Origin of the sequence: Nocardia sp. NPDC058244 (assembly GCF_042882065.1) — a bacterium.
Taxonomy (GTDB): domain Bacteria; phylum Actinomycetota; class Actinomycetes; order Mycobacteriales; family Mycobacteriaceae; genus Nocardia.
Genome location: NZ_JBHVWX010000002.1, coordinates 632,254 through 649,729, shown reverse-complemented (window position 1 = coordinate 649,729; position 17,476 = coordinate 632,254). Strand labels below are relative to the sequence as shown.

Here is a 17,476-nt window from a genome sequence, read left to right as displayed (position 1 = left end):
CAACTTGAGGATTATGTGATTGCTCGAATGTAGCCTTCGGAACCCGCTCGGCCACGACGACATGCCGACGCGAGCTCCGCCGGTCGAACCGCGACACCGTGGGAGCGCAGTATGAGAGCGGACACCAAGATCAACCGCAGTACCCGCAGGGGCACCCGGCGCCGCGCCGTGCCGATGATCAAGACCGCGCCGCTGCCGGTACTGGTCGGTGGCACCGCACTGGCGCTGACCGGCGCGTTCGGGCTGTGGCAGATCCTGCCCGGCCAGGTCGCCCCGACCGTCGGTGCCGGCCACGGACGCGGAATGAGTCAGGTGGGCGCGTTCGACAGCGCCAGGGAGGGCCGGTCCGCCGAGGAGATCCTCGGCCACTACTACCCCGGCGCCGACCTCGGTCAGGTCGGGCCGCTCACCATCGGGGTCCGGCTGCAAGCCCAGGACGACGCCACCCTCGACACCTTCGCCGCCGCGGGCGCGCAGGTCGCGGGCCGGATGATCGGGCCGGGCGAAGCCGCCCACCTCACCCCGCTGCCCGACGGCGGCGCGAATGTCGTGGTGACCACGGGCTGCGACGGCGAAGTGCTGTGGCAGGCCGCGACCGACGACCCGTTCGTCTATCCGCTCGATCCGGGACCGGGTCGGCCCGCCGCCGAACACCTGACGCTGTGCGGCGGCACCGGCTATCGCGGCGCGCTCGGTGTCGCGCTGGAAGGGGGCGCGTACCGGACCGTCAACCAGGTCGATCTCGACGACTATCTCGCCGGCGTGCTGCCCGCCGAGATGCAGGCGAACTGGGCTGATCAGGGCGCGTTCGAGGCGCTGCGCGCGCAGGCCATCGCGGCCCGCTCCTACGCGCTCGCCGAGAATCGCTACGACTACGCGCAGACCTGCGACACCACCGACTGCCAGGTGTATCCGGGGACGGTGAAGGAGGACGCGCGCACCACCGAGGCCGTCGCGGCGACCGCGGGCACCGTGCTGCTGCGCGACGGGCTGATCCTGCGCTCGGAGTACTCGGCCGCGCCCGACGGTGGCCGCCCGGCCGACATCGAGACCTTCGCCGTCGGCCCCGCGCCCGGCGATCTCGTGGAAACCGCACCGGCCCCCACCGCTCCCACCGCGCCGACCAGGCCCGATCCGACCATCGAAGCGCTGGCGGGCGAGACCGCGATCGACACCGAGTACCGGCGGATCGGCGGTCCGGAGAGCACCATCGGCGCGCCGATCGGGCCGGAGATGATGCTGCCGCAGCGCGCGGGCACGTACCGGCTGTACACGAACGGTGTCATCGTGGCGACCAAGACGCTCGGTGCCCAGGTGGTCGACTTCTCGACGCTGCTGCAACTGGTGCCGGAAGTGGGCGATCAGCTGCCGCCGTCGGCCTCGGGGCAGCCGAAGGTGACCACGCCGGAGGGCACCGCGCCCACGGGTGTCGCGCCGGGGGCGCAGGCTTCGGTGCCCGCGCATCCCGGTGCGCCTGCCCAGGCCGCCGCGGGCGGTGCTCCGCTCGGCCCGGTGCACGGCCCGGTGAATCCCGTTGCCGTTCCGGCGAATCCGCATGCCGCGCCACACGGCCCGGTGAATCCCGTTGCCGTGCCGCATGTTCCGGTGAATCCGGCTAACGGTCAGCAAGCTCCCGTGGCCGGGCAGCAGAATCCGGGCGTCTACGACGGCGAGTAGCCGCCTCGGGATCAGTCCAGGGTGGTGTCGTCCAGGCCGACGGCCAGGGTGCGCAGGAGGGCGGCGAGCTGCGCGCGGTCCTCGGCGCCGAGTGCCGCGAGCAGGCGCTGCTCGTTGTCCATGTGCAGCGGCAGCAGCCGGTCGACCAGCTCCCTGCCCTCGTCGGTGAGCTGGACGAAGACCGAGCGGCGGTCGTCGGCCGAGGGCGCCCGGCGGACCAGGTTCTTGGCGGCCAGCCGGTCGATGCGATTGGTGATCGCGCCGGAGGTGACCATCGCGGCGCGGTTCAGCGAGCCCGCGGTCAGCCCGGTGTCGCCGCCGGAGCGGCGCAGCGTCGCGAGCACGTCGAACTCCCAGAATTCCAGGCCGTGACCGGCGAAGAAGCGCTTGAGGTCCTGTTCGAGGACGCGCGAGAGCCGGGTGATCCGGCCGACGATCGCCATCGGTGACACATCGACATCGGGTCGCTGGATCTCCCAGTGCTCGGTGATCAGATCGACGGCGTCCCGCATGCGTATCCCTCTCTATTGAAAATCTTAACGTTCATCTACTTGACGATGAGGCATCCCGCCGGGTAGGTATTTCAATGTTGAGATTATCAATCAGGAGCGAACATGACGACGGCAACTCGCCCGACCGGCTACGCGGGCACCCTCGCACTCACCGCACTGACCCCGATCGTCTGGGGTTCCACCTATGCCGTCACCACCGAATTCCTGCCGCCGGACCGGCCGCTGTTCACCGCGCTGATGCGCGCGCTGCCCGCCGGTCTCGCGCTGCTGGCGCTGACCAGGGTGCTGCCGCACGGCATCTGGCTCGGCCGCGCCGCCGTCCTCGGCATCCTCAATATCGGCGCGTTCTTCCCGCTGCTGTTCCTGGCGGCCTACCGGCTGCCGGGTGGGGTCGCCGGGGTGCTCGGCGCGGTGGCGCCGATGATCGCGCTCGGCTTCGCCGCGGTTCTGCTGTCCGAGACGCCGACTCGGCGCAAGGTGCTCGCGGGCCTGATCGGCGTCTTCGGGGTGGCGCTGGTGGTGCTGCGCGGCAATGCCGAGCTGGACACGATCGGTGTCGTCGCCGGGCTGGCCGGCGCGGCGTCGATGTCGGCGGGCACCGTGCTGACCAAGAAGTGGGGACGTCCCGATGGCGTCGGTCCGCTGGCGATGACCGGCTGGCAGCTGACCGCGGGCGGCCTGTTCATCCTGCCGCTCGCCGTCCTGATCGAAGGCGCGCCGCCCGCCATGGACGCGCAGGCCATCGGTGGCTATCTGTACCTCGGCGTCATCGGCACCGCGCTGGCCTACTGGCTGTGGTTCCGCGGGATCTCGCGGGTGCCCGCGACGTCGGTGGCCTTCCTCGGGCTGCTGAGCCCGATGTCGGCCGCGGTCATCGGCTGGATCGCGCTCGGTCAGGCGCTGACTCCGCTGCAGGTCCTCGGCCTGGTCATCGCGCTGGGCGGCACCGTGCTCGGCCAGATTCCACCGAAGGCCGCGCCGGAAGCCGCGTCGACGGTGGGCGCCGCGCGGACCGGAGTCATCACGAAGGTCGCGGTTCTGCCCGCGCCGGAGACGGTTTCGGCCGCGCGCTGAGACAAGCGAACCGTCAGCCGCGCATCGCCCGCATCAACTGGTCCTCGGTGAGGGCCGGGACCGGCAGGGGGTGCGCGGCTTTCGCGCGCAGGCCGTCCAGGATCAGCGCCAGGTTGCGGCGCCAGAGGTCGGGGGCGACGGTCGCGGTCGCGGCGACCACGCTCGTGTGCGACCAGGTGATGAAGGCGATGTCCTCGAGCGTCCAGTCCGGCCGCAGCGCGCCTGCGGCCTGGGCGCGCTCGATGATCCGGCGCATCAGGCCGTGCCCGTGGTCGCGCGCGCGGGCCAGCGCCTCGCTCGGTGGGTTGCGCAGGGCGAGTTCACCGAGGATGCGGTCGCTCGCCTGGAGCTCGCAGATCCGCTCGACCAGGACCGTGAACGACTCCCACGGATCGGTGAGCTCGAGCGCCTGCTCGGCGATCCTGGTGCCCGCCTCGACGCGGTCGGCCACGGCGGCGGCGATCAGGTCGTCGCGGGTGGGGAAGCGGTTGTAGAGGGTGCCGATCGCGACGCCGGCGCGTGCGGCGATGTCCTTGAGCGGGGCGTCGAGGCCGCGTTCCTCGAAGAGCTCGCGGGCCGCGGTGACCAGCGCGTCGCGGTTGCGCTTGGCGTCGCTGCGCAACGGCTTGTCCTCGGGCATTCGCCGATCCTACAAATCAGTGTCGCGATTTATCTTGAGCCTAGGTTCAACTTGGTGCTATCTTGCGAAAACTTGAACCAACACTCAACTTAGTGAGGTAGTCGGATGAGCACGCTCGCGATCTTCGGATACGGACCAGGTCTCGGCGCCGGGACGGCATGGGAGTTCGGCCGCAACGGTTTTCGGGTCGCGGTGATCGGCCGCGACCCGGCCGCGGCCGGCGAACGCGCGGCGGCCCTGCGCGCCGACGGCGTCGAGGCCGAGCCGTTCGCGGCCGACATCACCGATTCCGCGCAGCTGACCGAGGTCGTCGCGCGGGTCGAGGAGAAGCTGGGGCCGATCGAGGTGGCGGTGCACGCGGCGGCCGCGGGGATGTCGATCCGCGCGGAGTCGACCAGGGCGGTCGACCGGCGGTCGCTGCAGCTGCCGTTCGCGCTCAAGGTGTACTCGTCGATCGAGCTCAGCCGGGCGTTGCTGCCGGGGATGCTCGCGCGCGGCCGTGGCGCGCTGCTGTTCTCCTCGGGCGCCTCGGAGGCGAATCTGCAGCCCTACCTGGCGAATATGGGGGTCGCGCTGGGTGCCCAGCGGGCCTACGTCCGGCAGCTGGCCGCCGAGCTCGACGGCACCGGGGTCTACGTCGGGCTGCTGGCGATCGGCGCGCTGATCGAGCACAGCGCCGTGCAGCTGGAGATCGACGCGCATCCCGAACTGATCCCCGACGGCCTGGTGCTGCCCCGGATCGGCAATGCCGAACTCGGTGCCCGGTACTGGCGGATGTACACCGAGCGCGACACCGTCGAGGTCGAGATCGGGTTCTGAGTTTCGGGGTTGACCTTGACGTAGCGTCAACTTGCAGACTGGGGACACCGACGAGAAAGGGACAGGTCATGGCGGGTGAATGGTCCATCCAGGACCTCGCGAAAGCCGCGGGCACCACCAGCCGCACGCTGCGCCACTACGGGCAGCTCGGCCTGCTGGAACCGAGCCGGATCGGCGCCAACGGCTACCGCTACTACGACCAGAACTCCCTGATCCGCCTGCAGCGCATCCTGCTGCTGCGCGAACTCGGCCTCGGCCTTCCGGTGATCGCCGAGGTTCTCGCCGGGGAACAGGACACCGCGGGCGCGCTGCGGACCCACCTGGAGCTGCTGCGGCAGCAACAGGATCTGATCGCGCGCCGGATCGAATCGGTGTCGACCACGTTGCACAAGACCGAAAGAGGTGAACCACTCATGGCCGCAGAGGTTTTCGACGGCTTCGACCACACCCAGTACAAGGACGAGGTCACCGAACGCTGGGGCAAGGAGGCCTACGAGAGCGGCGACCGCTGGTGGCGCTCGCTGAGCGAAGCGGACAAGCAGGGATTCCTGCAGACCCAGCTCGACATCTCCGCCGACTTCGGCAAGGCCCATGCCGCGGGCCTGCCCGTCGACGGCGAGACCGTCCAGGCGATCGTCGCCAGGCACCGCGCCTGGCTCGGCGACGGCACCCAGGGCCGCCCCGTGACCGACGAATATCTGCTCAACCTGGGCGAGATGTACGTCGCCGACCCGCGCTTCCGCAAGAACTACGACGTGCACGGCGACGGCACCGCCGAGTACATCCTCGAGGCCTTCCGCGCCCACGTCGCAGGCCGGACCGCCTGATCGCGGTTTACCCGGCGCCCAGCCGGGAACTAGCAGGAAGCCGCGCCCGGACGCCACCCGCCCGGACGCGGCTTTCGGCGTCGTAGGCTGCCCGGCGTGCCCCCGGGACCTCGGTCGACGGGCTCGATCGGCCGTCGCGCCGTATAACTGACGGCGACGACGACAACGTGCAGGGGATAGTGGTGGATCAGGTGGAGCCCGAGCGGCCTTCTCGCGCGGTGACCGCGCTGGTCGCCGGGTGGCTCGGGGTGCTGGTCGGGGGTGCCGGGATCATCGTCGGCACGGCGACGGCGGTGGTGCGGGCGTTCGGGCGGGAGATCGAGCTCGACTACGCGGGTGCGGGGATCGTCGGTGGGCTGGGGGTGGTGTATCTGCTGGGGGCGGTGCTGCTGTTGCGGCGGCGGATGCTCGGCAGGCGGATCCTGGTGGGGATATCGGGGGCGATGAGCGGGGCGACCTTGCTGGTCGTCGTGCTCAACGGGGCCGGGCACGGGCTGCGGGTCGGGCCGCTGGACTGGTGGCTCGCGCTCAATGTGGTGATCCTGGTGCTCAGCCTGATCGAGCCGACGCGCCGGTGGACCACGACGCGCTAGGCCGACTCGGGATACGGTCGAGCCATGGTCGTGCGGGATGCGAAGTCGAAAGCCGGTGAGGTGACGGCGATCGTCGCCGTGTGCTGTGCCGGTGTTGCCACGGTGGCGAACCTGGTCGGGGCCGTGGTCCTGGTGCGTGCCTTCCTGAACGACCCCGACCGGCTCGACGACTCGCTTGCCCTGTTCACCACGCTCGGCGCGCTGGTGGCGGCGTTCGCGTTCGGCTACGGCGGCATGCTGCTGGCCCGGCGCGACGAGTCCGGCCGGTGGGTGCTGATCGTCGCGGCGGGCGCGCAGGTCGGACTCGGCGTGCTCGGGTTGCTGGCGACGCTGGTGAACTACGACTCCGAGTACGGCATCCATTGGTTCGCCGAGGAATCCGTCCTCCGATCGATTCCGATCGGGTTCGGTGGGGTACCCGGTGCGGTGACGGCGATCGTGAACCACAGCTGGGCGGCCGCGCTGGCGGCCGTCGCGCTCGGTGCGCTGGTGCTGGTGCCCGCGGCGCTGCCGTGGACGGCGGCCTACGCTCGGACCGAGCGGGCTGTCGGTTCGGCCGTATAGTTTCGGCAGGTCAGCGGCGCGACGCCGCGCTCGTTTCGGAGGGGGACACCATGGGATACCCGTATGGTCCACAGCAGGGCCACGACCCGTACGTGGGTGGTTACGCGCAACCCGGTTACGCGGCCGATCCCTACGCGCAACAGGGCTACGCCCCACAGCCGTACGGGTACGCGCAGCAACCCGCGCCCGGATACGGTTACGGCGCACCGGCTTACGGCGCGCCGCAGCGGGCGGGCGGTGGCACCGGAATCACCGCGGCCCTGCTCTCCCTGCTGATCTCGCTGTTCGCGCTGATCGGTCTCGGCGTGGTCGCGGCCACCGAGCTGAACACCGACTCGGTCCGCAGCGACGACGCCCGCGCCGGAACGATCGCCGGTATCGCGATCGCCGCCATCCCCGCCCTGCTGTGGCTGCTCGGCTCGATCCTGCTGTTCCGCCGCAAGACCGCGGGCCGGGTGATCCTGATCATCCTGTCCACGATCGGCCTGCTGATCAGCGCGATCTCGGTCGCGATCGCGGCCAGCGAAGGCGCCCCGCCGGCCGTGGTCATCGGCAGCGTCGTCGCCACCTGCATCCCGCTGCTCATCCTCCTCTGCGCCGCAGCCCCGTCCACGGGTCGCTGGATCCGGGCCGCCCGCCAGCCTGCGTACGCTCCCTACCCGTACTACTGACGCGCGCAGGGGGATCACGCATGAGCTATCCATCCGGGCACACTCCGAGCGAGGGTGTCGCCCAGCCGGTTTCGCCGTCACCGGCGACCGTGCCTTACGGCCAGGGTCATCCGTATCCGGGGCCGGCGGGTCAGCCGCCCGCTGAATGGTGGAGTTCGCCAGGGATGGGAGCGGGGCCGACGTCCGAAGCGCCGAGGGGCGGTCAGATGTGGCCGCACCCGAACGTCGAGGACCAGCGCGCCACAACATCCGGCTCGCCGGGGGCGGTCTTCCGCTGGGCGGCGGTTGTCCTCGCGGTGGTCCTCGTCGGGATGGCCGGGTTCGCGGCGGCCAGTGGGTTCTGGACTGTCGCGCTGCTCGGCGACGATACGAGGATGACTGCGCGCAACATGCAGGCGACGTCGGTCGCGCATCTGGGCGTTGCGCTGTTGATGCTGGTCGGTGGGCTGTTGCTGTGGCGGCGGGTGAGCGCGGGTCGGGTGCTGGCGGCCGTGTTCACCGCGGCATACGTGGCCGTGGCTGGGTACGGGCTGTCCTCCGGGTTCGCCTTCACGCTGGAGTTCACGTACGGGGACCACGTCCCCGATCTCGACGAGCGGCCCGGAATTGCGTTCTGCTGGGTGATGATCGCGCTCGGGATTCTTCTGCTCGTCCTGCTCTCGGTCTCGATGTTGACGACCCGGACCCAACGGCCTCGATCCGGGGAGGTGCCGCAGAGCGTCGGCGGCCAGCCGCAAATGGGGTCGTTGCCCGGGGGATATGCCTACGGGCCTGCGACACCGGGTCACCGCGTTCCACCACCGCCGGGACACCCGTACCACTGAGGTGTCGATGCTGAAGTGGTTGGCGGGCTGTGGGATCGACGCTCGTCCACGGCGTATTTTCCGTATCGAGGTATTGGGCAGTCTGTGCCAGAAGGGGGACGCACATGAGTCGGCCATCCAGTCCTGATCCGAATGACATTGCGTTGCAGCCGGTTGCGGGGCTCCCGGGCCCAGCTCCGGCAACCGCGCAGTACGACACAGGTTCCCCGGCCGGGTCCGCACCGCTCGACCAGCGCCCGGGATACCCGAGCGCATCCGCCGGAGTTCCGAGCCCCGGTGTCGCACCTGGCGCCCCGTATCCCGGGCAGCCGTTCGCCGGGCAAGTTACGCCGAACGGTCAATACCTCGGGCATCGGGTTCCGTCGGCCGCGCCGCCGGCCTTCGGCGTTGCGCCACCCGGGTACCCGCATCCCGGGCCAATGCCTGGGCAGGAACAGTCGGGTGGGGAGTGGTGGCAGACACCGGGGACACACGCGCCGATGGCGGCCGGTTACGCGCAACCGGGTGTGGACGCGGGGGCAGCCCGGGTATCCGGGTGCCCGGTCGCGGCGGCGGACGCCACGGATGCCGGGCGTCCTCCTGGACCGGGTCACGATCGCCTTCTGCGGGGTGCTGGCCGGGTATGCGGTGCTGGCGGCGATCGCTGGATTCAAGGCGAACGAGTTGATGGGGCCGGGCGATGCGGACGCGACGCGTCGAATCGTGGTCGTAACCGTGGTGCACGCGGTCTTCGCTGTGCTGTGGCCGGTAGCCGCGGTGCTCCTCGGACGGCGCGTCAAGGCGGGTCGCGCGATAGTCGCCGTGCTCGCGGCGGCCTATCTCGCGCTGAACGCGTTCTGGGTGGACTCGATGTACTCGATAATGGTGACCATGTTCGTCATCCAATGGCGCTGGGGCAGTGACCTGATCTTCGGGGATCGCCCAGGGGAGCGGGTCACCGTGGCCGGCGCGGGGCTGTCGGGGCTCATGTTGATCCTGCTGCTGGTCTCGGTGGTACGGGCTCGGCAACAACGACAGCCGCTGCCCGGGCATCGCTATCGCTGACGCTGCGCTATCACCCCAGCTCAGCGGCAGGTCGGCGACTCCGCCGGGACAATCCGGCGTCTTCCGATACGCTGGGCACCCGTGACCGTCGCATCGTCCCCGGGTAACTCCGATAATTCTGCTTACGACCTGATCGTGGTCGGCTCCGGCTTCTTCGGCCTGACCGTCGCCGAGCGTGCCGCGAACCTGCTGGGCAAGCGGGTGCTGGTGATCGACCGGCGCTACCACCTCGGTGGCAACGCCTACTCCGAGCCGGAGCCCGAAACCGGCATCGAGATCCACAAGTACGGCGCGCATCTGTTCCACACCTCGAACAAGAAGGTGTGGGATTACGTCACCCAGTTCACCGAGTTCACCGGGTACCAGCACCGCGTGTTCGCGCTGCACAAGGGCCAGGCCTACCAGTTCCCGATGGGGCTGGGCCTGATCTCGCAGTTCTTCGGCCGCTACTTCAGCCCGGAAGAGGCCAAGGCGCTGATCGCCGAGCAGGCCGCCGAGGTGGCGACCGCCGACGCGCAGAACCTCGAGGAGAAGGCGATCTCGTTGATCGGGCGCCCGCTCTACGAGGCGTTCGTGCGTGACTACACCGCCAAGCAGTGGCAGACCGATCCGAAGGAACTGCCCGCGGGCAACATCACCCGCCTGCCGGTGCGCTACACCTTCGACAACCGCTACTTCAACGACACCTACGAGGGCCTGCCCAAGGAGGGGTACACGAAGTGGCTGGAGAACATGGCCGCCTCCGACCTCATCGACGTGCGCCTGAACACCGACTGGTTCGACGTGCGTGAGGAGATCGTCGCGGCCAGCCCGGACGCGCCGGTCGTCTACACCGGCCCGCTGGACCACTACTTCGACTACGCCGAGGGCGAGCTGGGCTGGCGCACGATCGACTTCGAGACCGAGGTCCTCGAGATCGGCGACTTCCAGGGCACCTCGGTGATGAACTACAACGACGCCGACGCGCCGTACACCCGCATCATCGAGCCGCGCCACTTCCACCCGGAGCGCGACTACCCGACCGACAAGACGGTCATCATGCGCGAGTTCTCCCGCTTCGCGCAGACCGGCGACGAGCCGTACTACCCGATCAACACCCCCGAGGACCGCGCCAAGCTGCTGGCCTACCGCGAGCTCGCCAAGAAGGAGACCGCCGAGAAGAAGGTGCTCTTCGGCGGCCGCCTCGGCACCTACCAGTACCTGGACATGCACATGGCGATCGGTTCGGCGCTGAGCATGTTCGAGAACGTGCTGCGTCCGCACCTGGAGTCCGGCGCGGCTTTGGTGGACGAGGCGTGAGCGCGCAGCCGGTGCTCGACGACGTGACGACCGAGACGCGGGCGAAGGCGCTGCTGCAGCGGATCATCCTGCCCCGGCCGGGCGAGCCGCTCGACGTGCGGACCCTCTACCTGGAGGAATCCACCACCAACGCGCGCCGCGCGCACGCCACCAGCCGGACCGCGCTCTCGATCGGCGCGGAGTCGGAGGTGTCGTTCTGCACCTACTTCAACGCGCTGCCCGCCAGCTACTGGCGGCGCTGGAGCGTGCTGAACTCGGTGGTGCTGCGGCTGGAGCTGGCCGGGCACGGCCGCGTCGACGTGTACCGCTCGAAGGCGGACGGCTCGCGCATTCACGTGCAGGGCAAGGAGTTCGCGGTCGCCCAGGGCGCGGACTCGGTGTTCGTGGAGTTCGAGACCGATCTCGGCCCGTTCGAGGACGGCGGCTGGATCTGGTTCGACATCACCACCGATACGGCGGTGACGCTGCTGGCCGGCGGCTGGTACGCCCCGCAGGAGGCGCCGGGCACCGGCACCATCGCGGTCGGCATGCCCACCTTCAACCGGCCCACCGACCTGGTCAAGACGCTGGCCGCGCTGGGTTCGGACCCGCTGGTGCTCGGCAATGTCGCCGCGGTGATCGTGGCCGACCAGGGCAACCGCAAGGTCGTCGACGAGCCCGGCTTCACCGAGGCCGCCGCGACGCTGGGCGACCGGCTGAGCATCCACGACCAGCCCAACCTCGGCGGGTCCGGCGGGTACAGCCGGGTCATGTACGAGGCGCTCAAGACCGACGCCGAGTTCATCGTCTACATGGACGACGACATCGAGATCGAGCCCGACTCGATCCTGCGCGCGCTGGCGTTCTCCCGGTTCGCCAAGTCGCCGCTGCTGGTCGGCGGGCAGATGCTGAACCTGCAGGAGCGCTCGCACCTGCACAGCATGGGCGAGGTCGTCGATCGCGGGATCTTCATGTGGTCCTCGGCGCCGAACGTCGAGTACGACCACGATTTCTCGAAGTACCCGCTCAAGGACCGCGACAACTCCAAGCTGCTGCACCGGCGCATCGACGTCGACTTCAACGGCTGGTGGACCTGCGTGATCCCGCGGCAGGTGGCCGAGCAGATCGGTCAGCCGCTGCCGCTGTTCCTGAAGTGGGACGACGTCGAGTACGGCCTGCGCGCCCGCGTGGCCGGCTACCCGACCATCACCCTGCCGGGTGCGGCCGTGTGGCACATGGCCTGGTCCGACAAGGACGACGCGATCGACTGGCAGGCGTACTTCCACCTGCGCAACCGCCTGGTCGTCGCCTCGCTGCACCTGCCGGGCGACGGCAAGCCGATGATCGTGAACACGGTCAAGGCCACGCTCAAGCACCTGCTGTGCCTGGAGTACTCGACGGTCGCCATCCAGAACGAGGCGATCCGCGACTTCCTGGCCGGTCCGGAGGGTCTGTTCGACCTGCTGCCGAGCGCGCTGGGCAAGATCCACGCGATGCGCAAGGACTACCCGGACGCCGTGGTACTGCCGTCCTCGACCGAACTGCCGCTGGCCAACCGGCACGGCGTCGGCGCGGTCGGCGAGCCGGGCAACCCGATCGCCAAGGTCGCGCGCCTGGCCAAGGGCGTGGTGCACAACTTCCGCAAGGCCGACCCGGCCGCCTACGAGACCCCGCAGCTGAACGTGCCGACGCTGGACGCGCGCTGGTTCCTGCTGTCCCAGGTCGACGGCGTCACCGTGACGACCGCCGACGGCCGTGGCGTCGTCTACCGCAAGCGCGATCCGCGCAAGGCCGCCGAGCTCCTCAAGGAAGCGATGCGCCTGCGCAAGGAGCTCACCGCCCGCTTCCCGGAGATGCAGCAGCGCTACCGGGCCGCGCACGCCGAGCTGACCAGCACGGCGGCGTGGGAGAAGACCTTCGGCATTTCGCAGAACGGAACCGAGAAGTGAACGCGATCAACCCGGAACTGCCCGAGCTGGAGCTGGCCGAGGAAGGCTGCGGCGGTGAGTGCGCCTGCGCGTGCGGCGACGACGAGTACATCGAGGTGCCGCTCGAGGTCGGCATCATCAACAAGGTGCAGACGACCATCGGCACCAACCCGGCCGTCGTCTCGGCCGCGCGCGGCATGTCGCACTTCGGTGAGCACGCGCTGGGCTGGGTCGGCATCGCCGCGGCGGGCTGGCTGGTCGACAAGCCGCGCCGTCGGCAGTGGGCCGGTGTCGCGGTCGGCGCCGTCGGCGCGCACGCCGCGTCGATCGTGATCAAGCGGATCGTCCGGCGCCCGCGCCCGGACAGTCCTGCGGTGCAGGTCAACGTGTCGACGCCGAGCAAGCTGAGCTTCCCGTCCTCGCACGCCACGTCCACCACGGCGGCTGCGGTGTTGCTCGGCCGGTTGACCGGGCTACCCTTGCCAGCGGTGCTCGTGCCTCCGATGCTCCTTTCCCGGGTCGTCCTCGGGGTGCACTACCCTTCCGACGTGCTCGCCGGTTCCGCATTGGGGGCCGCGTCGGCAGCCGCCGTGCTAGCCGCCGAAAAGAGACTCCGACAGTGACCGCAACCGAAAGAACCTTGGCTGAGATGAGCGAAGAACCGTCCGCCGCCGTCCTCGACGAGGGCGTGGTGAAGGGCCCGCCGAAGACTCTGGTCGGCGGTGTCATCAAGGCCATCCGCCCACGTCAGTGGGTGAAGAACGTGCTCGTGCTCGCCGCGCCGCTGGCCGTCGGGCCCGAGGCGATCAGCGACGCCGGCGTGCTCGTGCACGTCGCGATCGCGTTCGTGGTGTTCTGCATGGCGGCCTCGGGTATCTACCTGGTCAACGACTCGCTCGATGTCGAGGCCGACCGGGCGCATCCGACCAAGCGGTTCCGCCCGATCGCGGCGGGCGTCGTCCCGGTCAACCTGGCGTACGCGCTGGCCGTGGTGCTGCTGATCGGCTCGATCGCCGGTTCGTTCCTGGCGTCCTGGCACCTGGCCGTGGTGATGGCCATCTACATCGCCATCCAGCTGGCCTACTGCCTCGGCCTCAAGCACCAGGCCGTGCTCGACATCTGCATCGTGTCCTCGGGCTTCCTGCTGCGCGCCGTCGCCGGTGGCGCGGCCGCAGGCATCGCCCTGTCGCAGTGGTTCCTGCTGATCATGGCGTTCGGTTCGCTGTTCATGGCGGCGGGCAAGCGCTACGCGGAACTGCAGATCGCGCTGGAGACCGGCGCGAAGATCCGCAAGTCGCTGCAGTACTACACGCCGACCTACCTGCGCTTCATCTGGACGCTCGCGGCCACCGCCGTCGTGGTGTTCTACGGCCTCTGGGCGTTCCAGCAGGACTCGGCTCGTGACACCCAGTGGTACTCGATCTCCATGATCCCGTTTACCATCGCAATCCTGCGTTACGCGGTCGACGTCGACGGTGGCGAGGCCGGTGAACCCGAAGAGATCGCGCTGGGGGACCGCATCCTGCAGTTCCTCGCTATTGCCTGGATCGGAGCGGTAGGTGTCGCTGTCTATCTCACCTGACGAGATCGTGGTAGCGGAGCAGGAAACAACCGAATACGAGCGGCTACGCGACGACGAGCAGTCGGCGCGTCCGACCGCCCGTTTCGCGACCCTGTCCCGCGCCACCTTCGTCGGTGGGGTGGTACTCACCGTCGTCGTGTTCGCGGTGGGTGCCTGGCAGCGGCGCTGGATCGCCGACGACGGCCTCATCGTGCTGCGGACGGTGCGCAACCTGCTCGCGGGCAACGGCCCCGTCTTCAACATGGACGAGCGGGTCGAGGCCAACACCAGTACCGCGTGGACCTACCTGGTCTGGTTCTTCAGCTGGCTCACCCAGGCGCGGCTCGAGTACGTGGTGCTCGGCGTCGCGCTGACGGTCTCGCTGCTGGCGATGGTGTTCGCCATGCTCGGCACCGCCCGGCTGTGGGGCGGGACCAGCGGTCAGCTGCTCATCCCGGCGGGCGTGCTCGTCTACATCGCGCTGCCGCCCGCCCGTGACTACGCCACCTCCGGGCTGGAGAGCGGCCTGGTGATCTGCTGGGTCGGGCTGCTGTGGTGGTTGATGATCCGCTGGAGCCAGGCCGCGGTGGTGCGCGTGCCGAGCCTGCTCGGACTCGTCTTCCTGGCCGGCCTCGCGCCGCTGATCCGGCCGGAGGCCACGCTGATCGGCGTGCTCGCCCTCGGCATGGTCTTCCTCGCCCCGATGCCGCGGTTCCGGTACGGCCCGATCGCGCTGCGCGCGCTGATCGTGTTCGTCGCCGGGATCGTGCCGGTGGCCTACCAGATCTGGCGGATGGGCTACTACGGCCTGCCCTACCCGAACACCGCGGTCGCCAAGGACGCGGGCGGGGCCAAGTGGGGCCAGGGCATGAAGTACCTGTGGGACCTGGTCGGCCCGTACTACCTGTGGATTCCGCTGCTCGTGCTGCTGATCGCCGGTGTGGTCACCGCGGTGGCGCGCGGGGTCGCGGTGCGGCCGCGGTGGTCGGTGGCGGCGATCCGGACCTGGCTGCGCTCGCCGAGCGCGGTCGTCACCATGGTGCTGGGCAGCGGCCTGCTGCTGACGGTCTACGCGATCCGCGTCGGTGGTGACTTCATGCACGGCCGGATGCTGCTGACCCAGCTGTTCCTGCTGCTGCTGCCGGTGGCGGTCGTGCCGATCCGGCTGCCGGCCGGCGGGCTGCGGGCGTTCACCCCCCGTGACTGGTCGACCGTGGTCGTGCTGGCCGCGCTGCTGGGCACCGCGGGCTGGTCGCTGTACGCGGCGAGCACCACCGCGATCAAGACCGGCACCAAGATCAGTTCCTCCGGCATCGTCGACGAGCGTGTCTACTACGTGCTCAACACCGGCAAGGATCATCCGATCCTGGCCGAGGACTACCTCGACTACCCGCGCATGCGGGCGATGGTCAACGACATCGCGGCCAACCCCAACGGCGGCCTGCTGCTGAACTCGCCGTCGTACACGTTCTGGTACCTGGACCCGCCGCCGCAGCCGATCCCCGAGGGCGGCGCCGGGCACACGGTCTACTTCCTGAACCTGGGCATGACCAGCATGAACGTGCCGCTGAGCGTGCGCGTCATCGATCCGATGGGCCTGGCCTACCCGCTGGCCGCGCATTCGGACCGGCTCGCCGACGGCCGCATCGGGCACGACAAGAGCCTGTACCCGGACTGGGTGGTCGTCGACTCGGGCATGGTGGACATCCACCCGTGGATGCCCTGGTACATGGACGAGGAGTGGGTCACCCAGGCGCGCACGGCGATGTCGTGCCCGGAAACGCAGGCGCTGATGATCTCCACGCGCGATCCGCTCACCTTCGATCGGTTCAAGCACAACCTGCGTCATGCGCTGAGTTTCGCGAAGTACCGGATCGACCGGGTGCCCAAGTACGAGATCCAGCGCTGCGGATTGGTGGATCCATTCCCCGAGCCGCCGCGCTGAAACGGTCTACATGCGTCACACTGGGCCCACGGGTTATCCGTCGGCTCAGTGGTTACACCCCTGGCCTGGGGTTTCCCAGTGGCGTTCGCCGCTTAATCACTTTTCGGTAACGCCAGGCTATCGATGTCACGATATGGTCTTCGAGGAACGGCCCGTCGGCGCACTGGTGTGCCGGTAGTAAGTCGGCGGTCATTTGCAACCGCGGTTCCGCGCGAACCGCACGAGGAAAGGCCCAAAACAGAATGCGTGGCGGACGTCTCAGAGCCCGGGGAGCCGGCTGGCTCAAGCGGTCGATGCTTCTCTCCCTGGCTGTTGTCCTACCGCTCGGTGCGGCGGTGGCCGGCCCGACCGGCACCGCTTCGGCGGCGTTCGATCCCAGTGGCTTCGACTTCTGGGTCGACTCCGAGATGGGCCCGATCAAGAACCGGATCTTCCGCGCGGCCGACGGCAACACCGGTCGCGTCGTGTACGCGCTCGACGGCATGCGGGCCCGCGACGACCTCAGCGGCTGGGAGATCGACACCAACGTCGCCCGGGCGCTGACCGCGGCCAACATCAATGTCGTCATGCCGGTCGGCGGCCAGTCCAGCTTCTACGCCGACTGGAACGCCCCGAGCAACTTCTTCGGCCTCGACACCGGCTCGGGCGGCAGCTCGACCGGTTCGGCGGCCACCGGGTCCGCGATGACGGGCTCGTCGATCGCGCCGGCCCAGGTCGCGGGCAAGAAGAACACCTACAAGTGGGAAAGCTACCTGACCGGCAACCTGCGCAACGCGCTGTCGGCCCGGCTCGGCTTCAACCCCAACAACAACGGTGTGTTCGGCCTGTCGATGGGTGGCTCGGCCGCGCTGACGCTGGCCGCCTACCACCCGGACCAGTTCAGCTTCGCCGGTTCGTTCTCCGGCTACCTGAACATCTCGGCGCCGGGCATGCGTGAGGCGATGCGGGTGGCGATGGTCTCCGCCGGTGGCTTCAACATCGACGCCATGGCGCCGCCGTGGGGCCCGCAGTGGCTGCGGATGGACCCGTTCGTCTTCGCACCGCGGCTGGTGGCCAACGGCACCCGCGTGTGGGTGTCGGCGGCCAGCGGTATCCCGGGCGCCGGTGACGTGTCCAACCCGATGGAGATCGTCCAGGGTGTGCCGCTGGAGCTGCTCGCGATGGTGAACAGCCGCGCCTTCCAGGTGCGCATGGCCACCCTCGGCGGCGGCAACGCGAACTTCGACTTCCCGCTCACCGGCGTGCACAACTGGCGCAACTGGGAGACCGAGGTCAACCGCATGATCCCGGATCTGTCGGCCAACATCGGCTAGCTCGATCCGCTCGAAGACGAACCGCCCGGTGCCTGACGCACCGGGCGGTTTTCTTCGTTTCCGTCACGATCCGACTGATAGCCGGTGACGAATTACGTGCGGCAAGTCACCGTGAGTTGTGCTCTGGGTCACTTTCCAGCAACATGTAAGCATTCGTCATTGATTCATACACAGTGAGCATGCGTCGAGGTTGATTCGTCCGTTTT

Annotated in this window: 17 protein-coding genes; 15 read left to right on the top strand and 2 right to left on the bottom strand. The window is 69.3% G+C overall.

The features are described from left to right. Positions 1-111: 111 nt before the first annotated feature. Positions 112-1,677 carry a SpoIID/LytB domain-containing protein gene (locus tag ACFVW6_RS09220; protein WP_378824731.1) on the top strand — a complete coding sequence of 522 codons (1,566 nt, stop codon included), beginning with the start codon at positions 112-114 and terminating at the stop codon, positions 1,675-1,677. 11 nt (positions 1,678-1,688) lie between these two features. Here ACFVW6_RS09220 and ACFVW6_RS09215 read toward each other — a convergent pair whose 3' ends face one another. Next, complete coding sequence (locus tag ACFVW6_RS09215) at positions 1,689-2,189, bottom strand: MarR family winged helix-turn-helix transcriptional regulator (RefSeq protein ID WP_378824733.1); 501 nt, start codon at positions 2,187-2,189, stop codon at positions 1,689-1,691. A 102-nt stretch (positions 2,190-2,291) separates the two neighbouring features. Between ACFVW6_RS09215 and ACFVW6_RS09210 the strand changes: the two genes are divergently transcribed. After that, positions 2,292-3,263 (top strand): EamA family transporter, encoded by a 972-nt coding sequence (locus ACFVW6_RS09210; protein WP_378824735.1) that lies wholly within the window; start codon positions 2,292-2,294, stop codon positions 3,261-3,263. A gap of 13 nt (positions 3,264-3,276) precedes the next feature. Here ACFVW6_RS09210 and ACFVW6_RS09205 read toward each other — a convergent pair whose 3' ends face one another. Continuing rightward, on the bottom strand, positions 3,277-3,903 hold the full coding sequence (locus ACFVW6_RS09205) for a TetR/AcrR family transcriptional regulator (RefSeq protein WP_378824737.1): 627 nt from the start codon (positions 3,901-3,903) through the stop codon (positions 3,277-3,279). Positions 3,904-4,008: 105 nt separating this feature from the next. On the opposite strand from ACFVW6_RS09205, the gene ACFVW6_RS09200 reads away from it, so the two are divergent. From ACFVW6_RS09200 to ACFVW6_RS09140, 13 genes are all read left to right on the top strand, one after another. Continuing rightward, a complete protein-coding gene (locus ACFVW6_RS09200) occupies positions 4,009-4,722 on the top strand; it encodes an SDR family NAD(P)-dependent oxidoreductase (RefSeq protein ID WP_378824740.1) in 714 nt (237 codons plus the stop codon). Between the two features lie 68 nt (positions 4,723-4,790). Then, positions 4,791-5,549: a TipAS antibiotic-recognition domain-containing protein gene (locus ACFVW6_RS09195; RefSeq protein ID WP_378824742.1), complete on the top strand. Its 759-nt coding sequence runs from the start codon at positions 4,791-4,793 to the stop codon at positions 5,547-5,549. Positions 5,550-5,731: 182 nt separating this feature from the next. Next, positions 5,732-6,142 carry a hypothetical protein gene (locus ACFVW6_RS09190; RefSeq protein WP_378824744.1) on the top strand — a complete coding sequence of 137 codons (411 nt, stop codon included), beginning with the start codon at positions 5,732-5,734 and terminating at the stop codon, positions 6,140-6,142. 24 nt (positions 6,143-6,166) lie between these two features. After that, complete coding sequence (locus ACFVW6_RS09185; protein WP_378824746.1) at positions 6,167-6,706, top strand: hypothetical protein; 540 nt, start codon at positions 6,167-6,169, stop codon at positions 6,704-6,706. A gap of 50 nt (positions 6,707-6,756) precedes the next feature. After that, entirely contained in the window at positions 6,757-7,377 is a 621-nt protein-coding gene (locus ACFVW6_RS09180; protein WP_378824749.1) for a hypothetical protein, read from the top strand. A gap of 206 nt (positions 7,378-7,583) precedes the next feature. After that, positions 7,584-8,201: a hypothetical protein gene (locus ACFVW6_RS09175; protein ID WP_378824751.1), complete on the top strand. Its 618-nt coding sequence runs from the start codon at positions 7,584-7,586 to the stop codon at positions 8,199-8,201. A gap of 564 nt (positions 8,202-8,765) precedes the next feature. Beyond that, positions 8,766-9,245, top strand: a complete 480-nt coding sequence (locus tag ACFVW6_RS09170; protein ID WP_378824753.1) for a hypothetical protein — start codon at positions 8,766-8,768, stop codon at positions 9,243-9,245. A gap of 81 nt (positions 9,246-9,326) precedes the next feature. Further along, complete coding sequence (gene glf, locus ACFVW6_RS09165) at positions 9,327-10,544, top strand: UDP-galactopyranose mutase (RefSeq protein WP_378824756.1); 1,218 nt, start codon at positions 9,327-9,329, stop codon at positions 10,542-10,544. Beyond that, positions 10,541-12,472, top strand: coding sequence for a glycosyltransferase (locus tag ACFVW6_RS09160; protein WP_355283631.1), 1,932 nt, complete (start codon positions 10,541-10,543; stop codon positions 12,470-12,472). Before glf ends, ACFVW6_RS09160 begins: the two co-directional genes overlap by 4 nt. A gap of 89 nt (positions 12,473-12,561) precedes the next feature. Beyond that, positions 12,562-13,074 (top strand): phosphatase PAP2 family protein, encoded by a 513-nt coding sequence (locus ACFVW6_RS09155; RefSeq protein WP_357346592.1) that lies wholly within the window; start codon positions 12,562-12,564, stop codon positions 13,072-13,074. A 26-nt stretch (positions 13,075-13,100) separates the two neighbouring features. Further along, positions 13,101-14,033 (top strand): decaprenyl-phosphate phosphoribosyltransferase, encoded by a 933-nt coding sequence (locus tag ACFVW6_RS09150; protein WP_357345777.1) that lies wholly within the window; start codon positions 13,101-13,103, stop codon positions 14,031-14,033. Then, a complete protein-coding gene (gene zomB / locus ACFVW6_RS09145; protein ID WP_378824759.1) occupies positions 14,011-15,957 on the top strand; it encodes a flagellar motor control protein ZomB in 1,947 nt (648 codons plus the stop codon). Before ACFVW6_RS09150 ends, zomB begins: the two co-directional genes overlap by 23 nt. Before the next feature lie 242 nt (positions 15,958-16,199). Further along, positions 16,200-17,270, top strand: coding sequence for an alpha/beta hydrolase family protein (locus tag ACFVW6_RS09140; protein ID WP_218721226.1), 1,071 nt, complete (start codon positions 16,200-16,202; stop codon positions 17,268-17,270). The last annotated feature ends 206 nt before the right edge of the window (positions 17,271-17,476 follow it).